Annotated in this window: 13 protein-coding genes; 9 read left to right on the top strand and 4 right to left on the bottom strand. The window is 72.1% G+C overall.

Annotated elements, in window-relative coordinates; all coding sequences use genetic code 11:
* Positions 1-188: 188 nt before the first annotated feature.
* The 8 genes from AB9M23_RS18075 to mnhG all read left to right on the top strand — a co-directional run bounded on the left by AB9M23_RS18075 (position 189) and on the right by mnhG (position 7,444).
* Entirely contained in the window at positions 189-647 is a 459-nt protein-coding gene (locus tag AB9M23_RS18075) for a hypothetical protein (protein WP_372425978.1), read from the top strand.
* Positions 648-871: 224 nt separating this feature from the next.
* Entirely contained in the window at positions 872-3,208 is a 2,337-nt protein-coding gene (gene mbhE / locus AB9M23_RS18070) for a hydrogen gas-evolving membrane-bound hydrogenase subunit E (protein WP_372425977.1), read from the top strand.
* Positions 3,209-3,211: 3 nt separating this feature from the next.
* On the top strand, positions 3,212-3,619 hold the full coding sequence (locus AB9M23_RS18065) for an MnhB domain-containing protein (protein ID WP_372425976.1): 408 nt from the start codon (positions 3,212-3,214) through the stop codon (positions 3,617-3,619).
* Complete coding sequence (locus AB9M23_RS18060; protein WP_372425975.1) at positions 3,616-4,032, top strand: NADH-quinone oxidoreductase subunit K; 417 nt, start codon at positions 3,616-3,618, stop codon at positions 4,030-4,032. Before AB9M23_RS18065 ends, AB9M23_RS18060 begins: the two co-directional genes overlap by 4 nt.
* Positions 4,025-5,581 carry a Na+/H+ antiporter subunit D gene (locus AB9M23_RS18055; protein ID WP_372425974.1) on the top strand — a complete coding sequence of 519 codons (1,557 nt, stop codon included), beginning with the start codon at positions 4,025-4,027 and terminating at the stop codon, positions 5,579-5,581. Before AB9M23_RS18060 ends, AB9M23_RS18055 begins: the two co-directional genes overlap by 8 nt.
* Positions 5,578-5,922: a Na+/H+ antiporter subunit E gene (locus AB9M23_RS18050; RefSeq protein WP_372425973.1), complete on the top strand. Its 345-nt coding sequence runs from the start codon at positions 5,578-5,580 to the stop codon at positions 5,920-5,922. The genes AB9M23_RS18055 and AB9M23_RS18050 overlap by 4 nt, the downstream gene beginning before the upstream one ends.
* Positions 5,919-6,212, top strand: coding sequence for an MrpF/PhaF family protein (locus tag AB9M23_RS18045; protein WP_372425972.1), 294 nt, complete (start codon positions 5,919-5,921; stop codon positions 6,210-6,212). The genes AB9M23_RS18050 and AB9M23_RS18045 overlap by 4 nt, the downstream gene beginning before the upstream one ends.
* On the top strand, positions 6,209-7,444 hold the full coding sequence (mnhG, locus tag AB9M23_RS18040; RefSeq protein WP_372425971.1) for a monovalent cation/H(+) antiporter subunit G: 1,236 nt from the start codon (positions 6,209-6,211) through the stop codon (positions 7,442-7,444). Before AB9M23_RS18045 ends, mnhG begins: the two co-directional genes overlap by 4 nt.
* A 104-nt stretch (positions 7,445-7,548) precedes the next feature.
* On the opposite strand, the gene AB9M23_RS18035 is transcribed toward mnhG, so the two are convergent.
* The 3 genes from AB9M23_RS18035 to AB9M23_RS18025 all read right to left on the bottom strand — a co-directional run bounded on the left by AB9M23_RS18035 (position 7,549) and on the right by AB9M23_RS18025 (position 11,342).
* The gene (locus AB9M23_RS18035; RefSeq protein ID WP_372425979.1) at positions 7,549-8,778 is read right to left on the bottom strand and encodes a site-specific DNA-methyltransferase; all 1,230 of its coding nucleotides are present in this window, start codon (positions 8,776-8,778) and stop codon (positions 7,549-7,551) included.
* A gap of 151 nt (positions 8,779-8,929) precedes the next feature.
* A complete protein-coding gene (locus tag AB9M23_RS18030; protein ID WP_372425970.1) occupies positions 8,930-10,585 on the bottom strand; it encodes an FAD-dependent oxidoreductase in 1,656 nt (551 codons plus the stop codon).
* A 91-nt stretch (positions 10,586-10,676) separates the two neighbouring features.
* On the bottom strand, positions 10,677-11,342 hold the full coding sequence (locus AB9M23_RS18025; protein ID WP_372425969.1) for an SDR family NAD(P)-dependent oxidoreductase: 666 nt from the start codon (positions 11,340-11,342) through the stop codon (positions 10,677-10,679).
* 119 nt (positions 11,343-11,461) lie between these two features.
* Between AB9M23_RS18025 and AB9M23_RS18020 the strand changes: the two genes are divergently transcribed.
* Positions 11,462-12,385 carry a LysR family transcriptional regulator gene (locus tag AB9M23_RS18020; protein ID WP_372425968.1) on the top strand — a complete coding sequence of 308 codons (924 nt, stop codon included), beginning with the start codon at positions 11,462-11,464 and terminating at the stop codon, positions 12,383-12,385.
* On the opposite strand, the gene AB9M23_RS18015 is transcribed toward AB9M23_RS18020, so the two are convergent.
* Entirely contained in the window at positions 12,372-12,950 is a 579-nt protein-coding gene (locus tag AB9M23_RS18015) for a DUF1579 family protein (RefSeq protein ID WP_372425967.1), read from the bottom strand. The two genes, AB9M23_RS18020 and AB9M23_RS18015, sit on opposite strands and share 14 nt — an antisense overlap.
* Between the last annotated feature and the right edge of the window lie 111 nt (positions 12,951-13,061).

Raw genomic sequence — 13,061 nt, 5'->3', positions numbered from 1 at the left:
GCGCCGGCGGCCCCACCGGGCAGCGGCCGCGCCGCGGCCGCTGAGGCGCGGACGCGGGCCGGCGGGCGACCGCCACCGAAACGTCGACGCAGGCCCCGCTCCGATCCGGAGCGGGGCCTGTTTCCGTCGCCCTCTGGACAGGAGCCCTGCACCGCTCCCATATATGCCCGACCGCCGAAAGGAGCATCATGGCCGGAATCTCTCTTTCCGTCGAAGGCGACAAGATCCAGCTCTCGTTCCAGAAGGACGACCAGTCGACCGCGATCGTGATGGACGCGGGCGCCGCGCGCACGCTCGCCTCGGCGCTGACGCAGTTGCTCGACGTGATGGACGAGGCGCTCGACGAGGACGAGCTGGAGGAGGCCTTCTCCGACGAGGAGCTGACCGAGGAGCTCGCCCGGCAGCTCGCGGAGGAGGACGGCGAGGACGGCCCCGAGACGATCGAGGGGGAGGTCGTCGACGTGACCTCCCAGACGATCGACATCGGCCTGGACCAGGACGGCCACGCCGTGGTCTCCCTGCGTGCCGGCCGGCTGCCGCCGATCATGCTGCGCCTCCAGGACGAGGAGGCGCGCCACATCTCCCAGTCGCTCGCCGAGATCCTCGGCGCCCCGCGCGACGCGCGGATGAGCCAAGGCGGACACTGACGGGGCGCTGGCGGGCACGCGCGCTCCCGGCGATGCGACCCACGTCCGGACCTCCGAACGCGCCGGCCCCGCGTTCGGAAATCCGGACGCAGGGCCGGGCCGCACGTTCGGAAGCCCGGACGCCACCCGCGGACGGTCGGCCGATAGGCGTGGTTCGTCAATAGTTTAAGTCTCTGGCATGCGGTTTGCGGAGCCCTCCCCGATTTCACGGAGGAGCTCTGCTCGTGGACCTCTCGACCATCCTGCTCGTCGCCCTCGCCGGCTCGATCGCCGCGCCCTTCGTGGTCGCGCGCGCCGGCGCGCTGGGCGGCCCGCTCGCCGCGGCCCTGCCGGCGGCGCTGTTCGCCTGGTTCTTCGGGCAGATCGGCCCGGTCGGCGCCGGCCCGATCGTCGACGTCGTGCCCTGGGTGCCCTCGCTCGGCATCGACCTGACGTTCCGCCTCGACGGCTTCTCGCTGCTCTTCGCGCTGCTCATCACCGGCATCGGCACACTCGTGGTGCTGTACGCCGCGTCCTACATGAGCGCGAAGCCGCCTTTCGCGCGGGCGCAGTTCCTCTTCTACATCCTGATGTTCATGACGGCGATGCTGGCGACGGTCACCGCCGACAACCTCGTCGCGCTGTTCGTCTTCTGGGAGATGACGAGCCTGCTCTCGTTCCTGCTCGTGGGCTTCCAGAGCGAGGACGCCAAGGCGCGCAAGGCCGCGCTGCAGTCGCTCCTCGTCACCGCCGGCGGCGGGCTCGCGCTGCTCGCGGGCATCATCCTCATCGGCGTCGAGGCCGGCACCTTCTCGCTCGCGGCGATCACCGCGAACCCCGCGCCCGTGCTCGACAGCCCGCTCTTCCCCGCGATCGTCGCCTGCGTGCTGATCGGCGCCTTCACCAAGTCGGCGCAGTTCCCGTTCCACTTCTGGCTGCCCAACGCCATGAAGGCGCCCACCCCGGCGTCGGCCTACCTGCACTCGGCCACCATGGTGAAGCTCGGCGTCTACCTGCTGGCGCGGCTCGATCCGGTCTTCGCCGGCGCGCCCTGGGTGGGCGCGACGCTCGTCTTCTTCGGCGGGCTCACCATGCTGATCGCCGCCGTGCAGGCGCTGCGCGCGATCGAGCTCAAGGCCGTGCTCGCCTACTCGACGGTGGCCTCGCTCGGCACGCTCGTCATGCTGATCGGGCTCGACGGGCCCGTCTCGTCGGTGGCGGTCGTGGGCTTCATCCTGGCGCACGCGCTCTACAAGGCGACGCTCTTCTTCTGCGCCGGCATCGTCATCCACGCGACGCACGAGACGCGCCTGCGCGCGCTGGGCGGGCTCGCCGGGCTCCTGCCGCTCACCGCGGCGGCGACCGTGCTCGCCTCGTTCTCGATGGCCGGCCTGCCGCCGTTCATCGGCTTCATCTCGAAGGAGTATCTGTTCGAGGCGTCGCTCGAGGCGTCCTTGAACACGGTCGCTGTCGCCGTCGGCGTGATCGTCAACGCTGTGATGGTCGCCATCGCGGGCGTCCTGGCACTGCGCCCGTTCTTCGGGCGGGCGCGCAAGCCCTTCACGGTCGAGCACGGCGAGCGCCTGGGCATGACGTCGGGCCCGCTGCTGCTCGCGGTGGTGGGCGTGACCTTCGGCCTCGTGCCCTCGCTCGTCGCCTACTCGCTGGTCGAGCCGGCGGCGATCGCGATCTACGGCGCCCACATCGAGGTCTCGTTCTCGCTCTGGCACGGCTTCACGCCGATGCTCGCGCTCTCCGCCCTCGTCGTGCTGCTCGGCTCCCTGCTCGCCTGGTTCTGGGACCCGATCCACCTGTTCATGCGCCGCCGGCGCGCCCTCGACGAGGTCTTCCTCGACCGCGGCTACGACCTCGTGCTCGGGCGCACGCTGGCGCTCGGGCGCTGGTCGACGAAGGTGCTGCAGAACGGCGACCTGCGGGTCTACGCCGCCGTGGTGTCGGCGACGGTCACGGGCCTTCTCGCCTACGGTCTCCTCTCCAGCGGCGGCCTGGCGCTTCCCGCCCTCGGCGGCGAGCCGCTGCGGCCGTCGCTCCTCGTCGTGTGCGCTCTGATCGCCGCGGGCTGCCTCGTCGCGGCCGCGGTGCCCTCGCTGGTCTCGGCGATCGTCGCGGTCGGTCTCTCGGGCTACGGGCTCGCCCTCGTCTTCCTGCTCAACGGCGGGCCGGACCTCGCGCTCACCCAGTTCTCGGTCGAGACGCTGTTCGTCGTCATCGTCATGGCGGTGCTGCTCAAGATGCCGATCGTGGCGAGGTCGTCGCGCACGCCGGGCGAGCGCTGGCTGGACGGCGGGCTCTCGGCCGCCTTCGCGGCCTGCATCCTTCTCGCCACGCTGTGGATCGCCGCCAAGCCCTTCAACCCGGAGCTGACCGAGTACTTCGCGATCACCTCGGTGCCGGAGGGCTTCGGCCGCAACGTCGTCAACGTCATCCTCGTCGACTTCCGCGCGCTCGACACGTTCGGCGAGATCGCGGTCGTCGCCTTCGCGGCGCTCGGCGCCTGGGCGCTGCTGCGCACGGGCGGGCCGCGCCGCCGCGCCGGCGAGAACGCGACCAAGGGAGCCTGAACCATGCCCTCGCTCATCCTCACCGCGGTCGTGCGGATCTTCTTCGTCATCATGCTCCTCGGCTCGCTCTGGGTCCTCCTGCGCGGCCACAACGAGCCCGGCGGCGGCTTCATCGGCGGGCTCGTCGGCGCCGCCGGCTTCTCGGTGCTGGCGCTCGCGCTCGGTGTCGAGGCGGCGCGACGCGCGCTGGTGCTCCATCCCGTCGTGCTGATGGGCGCGGGGCTCGGGATCGCCTTCCTCTCGGGCGTGCCCGGGATCGTCACGGACGCATCGTTCCTCACCCATCAATGGGGCGAGCTCGCGGGCCTGAAGCTCGGCACGACGATCGCCTTCGACGTCGGCGTCTACATGGTCGTCGTCGGCGGGGTCCTCTCCTTCATGTTCCGGCTCTACGCGGAGGACGCGGCATGACTCTCGTCTACGCCATCACCATCGCCGCCTATGTCGGCTGCGGCCTCTACATGATGCTCTCGCGGCACGCGGTGCGCATGGTCCTGGGCCTCGCGCTGCTGACCAACGGCGCGATCTTCCTGATCTTCCTCTCGGGCCGCATCGGCTCGTCGACGCCGCCGGTGATCCCGCAGGGCGCGGACGCGCTCGCGGCCGACGCCGCGAACGCGCTGCCGCAGGCGCTCGTGCTCACCGCGATCGTCATCGGCTTCGCGCTGACCGCCTTCGCGATCGCGCTGGTGCTGAAGGCCTACCACAGCCTCGGCACGCTCGACGTGCGCGAGATGAAGGCCGCCGAGGCGCTCGGTGCGCCGGACGCACCGTCTTCTTCCCGGACGGTGACCAACCCCCAGACGGTGACCAACCATGGCTGACGCCGCCACCCTCCTCGTCCTCTGGCCGGTCCTGATCCCGATCGCGACCGCCGCGCTCACGGCCGCGCTGTGGAACAGACCGGTGGCGCAGCGTCGGATCGGGCTCGCGAGCCTCGCGCTGCTCCTCGTCGCCTCGCTGGCGCTCACCGCGGCGGTGATCGACGAGGGCGTGATCGCCAAGCAGTTCGGCGACTGGGCCGCGCCCTTCGGCATCGGCTTCGTGGCCGACCCGCTCTCGGCGGCGATGGTCGCCATCTCCGGCATCCTCGCCTTCGCGGTGGGGATCTTCGCGCTCGGCGACATCAAGGAGCGCCACGAGCGCGCGGGCTTCCACCCGCTGTTCCACGGGCTCCTCGCCGGCGTGAACGGCGCCTTCCTGACGGGCGACATCTTCAACCTGTACGTCTGGTTCGAGGTGATGCTCATCACCACGCTGGGCCTGCTCGTGGTCCAGCGCGGCAAGGCGCAGATCGACGGCGCGCTCAAGTACGCCGCGATGAACCTGTTCGGCACGATCCTCTTCCTGATCGCGGTGGCGCTCCTCTATGGGGCGACCGGCACGCTGAACATGGCCGACCTCGCGCGCATCCTTCCGCAGATGGAGATGTCGCCCGGGCTGACCACGTCCGCGCTCCTGTTCCTCGCCGCCTTCGGCATCAAGGCGGGCGTGTTCCCGCTCTTCTTCTGGCTGCCGGCGAGCTACCACACGGCGCCCATCGCCATCGCCGCGCTCTTCGCGGGGCTGTTGACGAAGGTGGGCGTCTACGCGGCCTTCCGCGTCTTCACGCTCATGTTCGAGATGGAGGGCGGGGCCCTGCGCGAGATCGTCGCCGTCGTCGCCGCCATGACGATGATCACGGGCGTGCTCGGCGCGGCGATCCAGTGGAACGTGCGCCGGATCCTGTCCTTCCACATCATCAGCCAGATCGGCTACATGCTGATGGGACTCGCCATCGCGACCCCCGTCGCCATCGCCGGCGCGGTCTTCTACATCGTCCACCACATCATCGTGAAGGCGAACCTGTTCCTGCTCGCGGGCGCGATCAAGCACGCGGCGGGGACCGACGACCTGCGCAAGGCGGGGGGGCTCCTCAAGTCCCACCCCTGGCTCGCTGTGCTGTTCCTGATCCCGGCCCTCTCGCTCGCCGGCCTGCCCCCGCTGTCGGGCTTCTGGGCGAAGTTCCTCGTCATCGACGCGACCTTGCGCGAGCAGGTCTGGTGGCTCGCGATCGTGGCGCTCGGCGTCGGCGCGCTGACGCTGTTCTCGATGTCGAAGATCTGGATGGAGGCGTTCTGGAAGAAGCCCGTACTCGTGCGCGCCCGGCCTCGCACGGTGCCGGTGGTCTTCGTCGTGCCGATCGCGTTGCTCGGCGCCGTGACGCTGACGATCGGCCTCTTCGCCGATCCGTTCGTCGAGTACGCCCGCACGGCCACCGCGGTCCTCGTCGATCCGACCGACTACATCGCCGCCGTCTTCCCCGGCGAGGAGCCCGTGCGCACCGTCGAAACGGCCCTCCCCGTCATCGCCACCGAAGGAGCCGTCGAATGAGCATCCTCCTCTCCCCCGCGCGGCTCCTCGCCTTCGCCCAGCTCCTCGTCACCTTCGTCGTGGAGCTCGTGAAGTCGGCCGTGCGCGTCGCCATCGCGGTGCTCTCGCCACGCCCGGCGCTGAACCCCGCCGTCGTCGCGGTGCCGATCGCGCTCAAGACCGACCTCGGCATCGCCACGCTCGCCAACCTCGTGACGCTGACCCCCGGCACGACGTCGCTGCACATCTCGGAGGGGCGCGACACGCTCTACGTCCACGTCCTCGACAGCCCCTCCGCCGAGGCGGTCGCCGCGGACATCAAGAACACGTTCGAGAGACTGATCCGGAGGATCGAAGGATGATCGAGCAGATCGACGCCGCCCTCACCACCGTCGCCCTCGCGCTCACGGTCGTGCTGGCCCTCGCCATCACCGGTGCCGCCTTCCGCATGGTCGTCGGGCCGGGCTATGCCGACCGCTTCGTCGCGCTCGACATGCTCACCGGCATCGCGGTGGCGGCCTGCGGCCTCACCGCCGTCGTCACCGGGCGCCGCGAGTTCCTCGACGTCGGGCTCGGCCTCGCGCTGATCGCCTTCGTCGCCACCATCGCCTTCGCGGCCTTCCTCGAGAAGAAGCAGAGGGAAACGTCATGACCGCGCTCCTCGCCCTCGTCTTCAAGCTCGTCGGGACCGGCTTCCTCGTCATCGCGACGGTCGGCGTCCTGCGCTTCGAGGACCCCTTCCAGCGCATGCACGCCGCGACCAAGGCCGGCACGCTGGGCGCCGGCCTGGTGCTGATCGGCGTCATGCTGGCCAAGGGCTCGACGGACGCGACCGTCGTCGCGTTCCTGACCCTCGTCTTCCTCATCGGCACGATGCCGGTGGCGGGCCACCTGCTCGGCCGTGCCGCCTACGTGTCGGGTGCGCCGCTGCGCTCGCGGGAGGACGCGCTCGCCGGGGTGCTGCCGCGCGCGCGGCATCCGCTCGAGGAGCGCATGGCGCTGGGCTTCCTCGCGCCCGCGCCGGTCGCCGGGGCCGCGACGCCCGCCGTCGCGCCGCAGCCCGCCCCGGCGTTGGTGGACGAGCCCGTCGAGCCCGTCGAGCCGGGCTTCTCCGGCGTGCGTTTCGCGTTGATCGCCCCGCACGCGGGGCTCGTCACGCGCCGCGCCGTCGCGCTGGCCGAAACGCACCGGTGGCGGCTCACCGCCGTCGCCGTGATCGACCGCGACTGCGTCGAGAGCGCCCGCGTCCCCGGCGCCCGCGACGTCGTCCGCGCGAAGCTCGCGGAGGCCATCGAGGAGATGCGCCGCGAGACCCGCGAACGCCCTCAACCCCTCTCGCTCGCCTACGAGGAAGGCGATCCGCTCACGCTGATCCCGGCGCTCTCGCCGGAGAGCCGCGAACTCCTCGTCCTGCCCACCGACGGCTGGTGCCATCACGGCGCGTGCGTGACGCTGCCGGTCTTCGAGGAGCGGCTCGCCGACAAGCTGTTCGAGGTCTCGCGCCGCCACGAGGGGCCGACCCTCTTCGTCGGCTGCGAGGCCGGCGCGGGCGGCCCGCTCGTGGTCGTGCACGACGGCGGGCGGCGCGCCCAGAGCCTCGCCGCGTGGGCTCTCGCGACGCGGCTGTGGCCGGTCGAGGCTGTGACGGTCGTGGGCTCGGCGACGAGGGAGCAGGTCGAGGCGCTCGCCGCCATCGCCGCGGACGCCGGCGTCGCCGTCGGCCACGTTCGCGCCTCCAAGGCGCCCGCGGGCGCGATGCTCCCGGCGCGCTTCGCCGACGCCGCCGCGATCGTTCTGCCGGCGCTGCCCCGGCGCGCGAGCGGCTACGGCACGTTCTGGCAGGACGCGATCGTCCCGGGCTGGCGCGGGGACGTGCTGGTGTGAGGCGCTCTCCCCCGCGCCGAGCGGGCGCATGAATCACGACGGGCGGGTCCTCGCCGGACCCGCCCGTATCGCGTTCGAAGCAGGGTGTTCTCGGCGGCCGCCCGTCAGGCGGCGCCCATCGTGGCGCGTACCCGGCTACGGAACTCGTCGATGACGACGAGGGCGCGCTCCCGCTCGGCGTGCCAGAAGGTCCAGCCGTTGCAGGCCGGGAGCCCCTGGGCGAGCGCGCCGATCTTGTGGATCGAGCCGACGATGCCGCCCAGCGCCAGCGTCCCGTCCGGGCGCACGATCGCCGCGTGGCGGCGCCGCCCGCAGATCAGCCGCTCGCCGGGGCGCACGAAGCCGCTCTCGACGATGGAGAGGAAGGGTACGCGCGGCTCCGCCCGCTTGTCGGGCGCGGCCGCGATCGCGTCGGGCGACAGCGGCTCGACGGCGTCGATCCGCGCCCGCGCCGCCGCGGCGTAGCCGGGGTCGCGCTCGATGCCGACGAAGTGGCGCCCGAGCTTCCTGGCCACCGCGCCCGTCGTGCCGGTGCCGAAGAACGGGTCGAGGACGACGTCGCCCGGGTTGGACGAGGACAGGAGGACGCGCGCGAGCAGCGCCTCGGGCTTCTGCGTCGGGTGGAGCTTGTCGCCGTTCTCGTCCTTGAGACGCTCGCCGCCGGTGCAGAGCGGGATGAACCAGTCCGAGCGCATCTGGACGTCGTCGTTGCCGCCCTTGAGCGCATCGTAGTGGAAGGTGTAGCCCTTCGCGTCCGGTCCCTTGGCAGCCCAGATCAGGGTCTCGTGGGCGTTGGTGAAGCGCTTGCCGCGGAAGTTCGGCATCGGGTTCGCCTTGCGCCAGACGATGTCGTTGAGGACCCAGAAGCCCTCGTCCTGGAGAGTCGTGCCGACGCGGAAGACGTTGTGGTAGGAGCCGATCACCCACAGCGTCGCGGTCTTCTTCATCACGCGCCGCACGGCCTTCAGCCAGGCGCGGGTGAAGGCGTCGTAGGCCGCGAAGCTCGCAAACTTGTCCCAGTCGTCGTCGACGGCGTCGACCACGCTCTGGTCCGGCCGCGTGAGGGCGCTCTCGAGCTGGAGGTTGTAGGGCGGGTCGGCGAAGACGAGGTCGACGCTCTCCGCAGGCAGCCGCTCGAGGGCGGCGATGCAGTCGCCGACGTGAATGGTGTCCCGGATCGCCTCTCGCGGATCTGCGTGCGCGATGCGCCCCGGGATTGCGAGACTCTTCGAGGGATGCGTGATCCCCATCCGAGGCGCCGACGCGGCTCGCCCGGTACGCGAAACCAGTTTCCGGGCGGCGGCGCCGGCGGCCCCGGTACGCGAGGTACCCATGGCCATGCACCGTGTACTCGACTGAACGGATCGGAGGATGCGGCCGTCAGGGTAAAGATCGCGTTTGCGGGACGCAGAAAATGCGTCTCGGATTGGGGCTGCAGATATTGCCTAGCAATTGATTTCGAACGATTTTCTTGGTTTACGCGCGTTAGGCCGGGCGCTCGTCGGCGAGAGCCGCGAGGTGCGCGTGGATCTGCGCGACGACGGCCGCGCCTTCGCCGATGGCGCCGCCCACCCGCTTCACGGAGCCCGAGCGCACGTCGCCCACCGCGAAGATCCCCGGCCGGCTCGTCGCGAGCGTGGGCGCGCCGTCCGGACCCGTGACCACGAACCCCTTGTCGTCGAGCGCGACGGCGCAACCCGCGAGCCATTCGCTGGCGGGCTCGGCGCCGACGAACAGGAACACGTGCCGGATCGCCGCCTCGGCCTCGCCCTCGGGGCCGCGCCAGCGCACGCGCTCGAGCCCGGCGTCGCTGCCCACGAGAGCGACGAGCTCGGTGCGGGTCATGACCGCGATGTTGGGCGTCGCCTCGATCCGGTCGATGAGGTAGCGCGACATCGACGCCTCGAGCGACGGTCCGCGCACCATCACGCGCACGCGCGCCGCGTGGCCGGACAGGAACACCGCCGCCTGCCCGGCGGAATTGCCGCCGCCGACGAGGACGACCTCGGCCCCGGCGCAGACGCGCGCCTCGACGGGCGAGGCCCAGTACCAGACGCCCCGGCTCTCGTAGTGCGCGAGGTTCTCGAGCCGCGGACGGCGATAGCGCGCCCCGCTCGCGATCACCACGGTGCGCGCGAGATAGGCGCCGCCGCCCTCGAGCTCGAGCCGGTGCGGGGCCTCGCCCGCGCCGCAGACGAGGCGCTCGACGCGCGCGGGAATGGCGATCTCCGCGCCGAACTTCTGCGCCTGCACGAAGGCGCGCGCGGCGAGCGCCTGGCCCGTGATCCCGGTGGGGAAGCCGAAGTAGTTCTCGATCCGTGCGCTCGCCCCCGCCTGCCCGCCGAAGGCGCGGGCGTCGAGCACGACGACGGAGAGCCCCTCGGAGGCCGCGTAGACGGCGGTGGCGAGCCCCGCGGGCCCCGCGCCGACCACCGCGACGTCGAACACGCGCCCGGCCTCCGGGGAGCCGATCATGCCGAGCGCGCGCGCGAGGTCGCCCTCGCTCGGATTGCGCAGGACGCTCCCGTCCGCGGTGACGACGAGCGGCAGCTCGGCGGGCTGCGGCGCGTAGCGCGCGACGAGCTGGGCCGCGTCCTCGTCGTCGGCGGGGTCGAGCATGCGATAGGGATAGCCGTTGCGCGAGACGAAGCTCGCGAGCCGCGCCGTGTCCGAGGAATCCTTCCGGCCGATGAAGAGCGGCCCGCCGTCGCCGGTCTCGATCAGGCTCGAACGCCGCAGGATGAGGCTGCGCATGATGCGCTCGCCGAGCGCGGCCTCCGCCACCATCAGCGCGCGCAGCCGCTCCGGTGCCAGCAGCACCGCCTCGACGGGTCCGACCGCGTGCCCGTCGACGAGGGCGGCGCGGCCCGAGAGCTGGCCCACCTCGGCGACGAAGGCGCCCGGCCCGTGCTCGACGATGAGGGCGACGTGGCCGAGCCCGTCGCGGCGGGTGATCCGCACGCGCCCGCTCGTGAGCAGGTAGAGCCCCGCCCCGGGCTCGCCCGCCGTGAACAGGCGCTCCCCGTCGGCGAAGGCGACCCGCGCGCCGAAGCGCTCGGCGCGGGACATCTCCTCCTCGGTCAAGGTCGGGAACATCTGCGCCTGCCGGCGCGCGGCGATCGTGTCGGGAAGGGTGACCATGGCGATGTCCTCACGGCGTGCAGGCTCTGTATGGGGCGCGCCGGGGCCGGCCGCGTGGCGCGGCTTGCTCCCCCGGCGCGGAACGGGCGCGTCAGGCGCCCGAGAAGACCGTCTCGACCTCGGCCGTCGGGGCCGCGTGTGCCGCGAAGAAGGCCTCGGCGATCCGGTCCGGATCGAACGGCCCGCCCGGCGCGACCTGCCCGGCGATGGTCACGGTGGCGAGCCGGATGCCCATCGCGGCGAATTCCGGTGCGGCGGCGTGGACGAAGCCGCGCAGGCCGGACTTCACCGCGGTCAGCGCCGGAACGGCGCCGCCGTACTGCGGCACGAGCGCGAGCCCGCCGCCGGTCGCGAGGATCGTGCCCCCGCCCGCGCTCATCGCGGGCGCGACCGCGCGCATCGCGGTCGCCGCGCCGGTGAGACCGAGCCGCAACTCGCGGTCGAAGGCATCGGCTTCGAGCGCCATCACGGGGCTTTCCGCCCACACCGCGGCGTTCCAGACGAGCACGCTCGGACGGCCATGGTCGCGCAGGATCGCCGCGATCACGCGACGGATCTCGACGTGGTCGGACAGGTCGGCGGAATACGAGGCGGCGACGCCGCCGGCATTCGTGACCTGCGCCGCGAGGTCGGCGAGGCGCGCCTCGTCGCGGGCGACGAGCGCGACGCGGAAGCCGTCGCGAGCGAAGCGGCGGGCGACGGCGGCGCCGACGCCGGGACCGACGCCGGCGACGATGGCGAGGGGGGTTGTGGTCATGGGTCTGATCTCCGATGGAGCGGCTCGTGCCGCCGATGGAGCGCAGATGTGGCGGGGCCGGACTGGCGGCAATTCGTTCAGTCGAATAGCATCTATCTACTTCATGGATAGACGAGCCGATGGACCTGAACCTGCTCCTCGCCTTCGAGGCCCTCGACAAGACCCGCAGCGTGTCGGCGGCGGCGCGGATGCTGGGGCTCAGCCAGCCGGCGACGAGCGCCGCCCTCGGGCGGCTGCGTCGGGAGTTCGACGACGAGCTCTTCTCCTATGTCGGCCGGCGCATGGAGCCGACGCCGAAGGCGCGACGCCTCGCGCCCACGATCCTCTCCGCGCTCGCGGACCTGCGCGGGGCGATCGACGAGGAGCGCCCGTTCGACCCCGCGACCACCGCATCGGTCTTCACCGTCGCCATGACGGACTACGGCAGCGCCGTCGTCGCCCCCGCCCTCGTCGCCCGCCTCGCCGACGCCGCACCCGGCGCCGATCTCCGCATCGTCGGCTACGAGAAGCGCGAGGTCGGCGCCCTGATCGATCGCGGCGCGGTCGACGTCGCCATCGGTGTCTTCGGAGAGCCGCCGGAGCGCACGGTGGTCACCGGGCTCCTCACGGAGCGGCTCGTCGGCGTCGCCCGCGCCGGCCACCCCGTCCTGCGCACCCCGCTCGACACGACGGGCTTCGCCGCGCTCGACCACGTGCTCGTGACGCAGGGGCGCGACGCCACCGGGATCGTCGACGAGCTGCTCGCCGCGCAGGGCCTGTCGCGACGGGTGCGGCTCGCGCTCCCGCACCTGATGGCGCTGCCCGAGATCCTGCGCGCGAGCGATCTCGTGGCCGCCGTCCCCTCCTGCGCGGCGGCGCGCTTCGGCGCGGGGCTCGGGGTCTTCGCGCTGCCGCTTCCGGCGCTGGCGCCCTGGCGGCTGCAGATGCTCTGGTCGCCGTTCGCCAGAAGCGACCGGGCGCAGGCCTGGCTGCGGGCGCGGATCGTCGAGATCTGCGCCGCGCTGCCGAGCGCGCGCCCGGTGACGCCCGTCAGCCCGCCGTGAAGATCTGCTCCACGAACAGAAATTCCTCCCCGCCCGGATAGCGCACGAAGATGCGCTCCACCGAGCCCGCCTCCGTCATCTCGAATTCGAAGCGGATGGTGCGCTTGCGCCCGGTCGGCTCCGCGCCCATGCCCGCCTCGGTGCTGTCGCCGAGGACGCTGATCGTCCCGTCGCGCATCGCGGCGCCCTGGTAGATCATCGATCCCGGCTCGAACGTGTCGAAGGTGGCGAGCTCGAAGCGCTGCTCGAGATTGTTGTAGCCGAGGATCGCGATGCGCTCGGACGGCACGCCGAAGACGTCGCCGGAGAGATGCTCCTGGAGATAGCGACCGCCGAGGATCCATTCCCGCGTGGCGCTGAGGCCCTGCGCCACGAAGGGCTCGGCGCCCGGGCCGGGATAGACGCGCATTTCGACGTTCCACGTGCCGATCAACGGCTCGAGCAAGGCATGGCTCGGTCCGGGCATGGCGAGGCGGGCGCTGGCGGAGAGGTCGTCGGCCGCGACGGTGGGCGTCGAGACGGCGAGGAGCGTCGCGAGGGCGACGCCGGCGAAGAGGGCTTTCATGACAGGTCTCCAGGTCCGTCCATCGGACGCCCCGACCCTGTGGCATGCCGGGCGCCCCTGTCGTTCCGCGGATTGCGCGAGGTGGCGGCGCTTGCGCAAATCGGCGCGCAT

Origin of the sequence: Salinarimonas chemoclinalis (genome assembly GCF_041514305.1) — a bacterium.
In the GTDB taxonomy this organism is placed as follows: Bacteria; Pseudomonadota; Alphaproteobacteria; order Rhizobiales; family Beijerinckiaceae; genus Salinarimonas; species Salinarimonas chemoclinalis.
This window is presented reverse-complemented; position numbering and strand designations above follow the sequence as displayed.

What these genes read in the sequence shown, in the direction of transcription:
- AB9M23_RS18015 (WP_372425967.1), bottom strand. Translation starts at nt 12,950, where the DNA reads ATGAAAGCCCTCTTCGCCGGCGTCGCCCTCGCGACGCTCCTCGCCGTC.
- AB9M23_RS18075 (WP_372425978.1), top strand. Translation starts at nt 189, where the DNA reads ATGGCCGGAATCTCTCTTTCCGTCGAAGGCGACAAGATCCAGCTCTCG.
- AB9M23_RS18060 (WP_372425975.1), top strand. Translation starts at nt 3,616, where the DNA reads ATGACTCTCGTCTACGCCATCACCATCGCCGCCTATGTCGGCTGCGGC.
- AB9M23_RS18050 (WP_372425973.1), top strand. Translation starts at nt 5,578, where the DNA reads ATGAGCATCCTCCTCTCCCCCGCGCGGCTCCTCGCCTTCGCCCAGCTC.
- AB9M23_RS18055 (WP_372425974.1), top strand. Translation starts at nt 4,025, where the DNA reads ATGGCTGACGCCGCCACCCTCCTCGTCCTCTGGCCGGTCCTGATCCCG.
- AB9M23_RS18020 (WP_372425968.1), top strand. Translation starts at nt 11,462, where the DNA reads ATGGACCTGAACCTGCTCCTCGCCTTCGAGGCCCTCGACAAGACCCGC.
- AB9M23_RS18035 (WP_372425979.1), bottom strand. Translation starts at nt 8,778, where the DNA reads ATGGGTACCTCGCGTACCGGGGCCGCCGGCGCCGCCGCCCGGAAACTG.
- AB9M23_RS18025 (WP_372425969.1), bottom strand. Translation starts at nt 11,342, where the DNA reads ATGACCACAACCCCCCTCGCCATCGTCGCCGGCGTCGGTCCCGGCGTC.
- AB9M23_RS18045 (WP_372425972.1), top strand. Translation starts at nt 5,919, where the DNA reads ATGATCGAGCAGATCGACGCCGCCCTCACCACCGTCGCCCTCGCGCTC.
- AB9M23_RS18065 (WP_372425976.1), top strand. Translation starts at nt 3,212, where the DNA reads ATGCCCTCGCTCATCCTCACCGCGGTCGTGCGGATCTTCTTCGTCATC.
- AB9M23_RS18030 (WP_372425970.1), bottom strand. Translation starts at nt 10,585, where the DNA reads ATGGTCACCCTTCCCGACACGATCGCCGCGCGCCGGCAGGCGCAGATG.
- mnhG (WP_372425971.1), top strand. Translation starts at nt 6,209, where the DNA reads ATGACCGCGCTCCTCGCCCTCGTCTTCAAGCTCGTCGGGACCGGCTTC.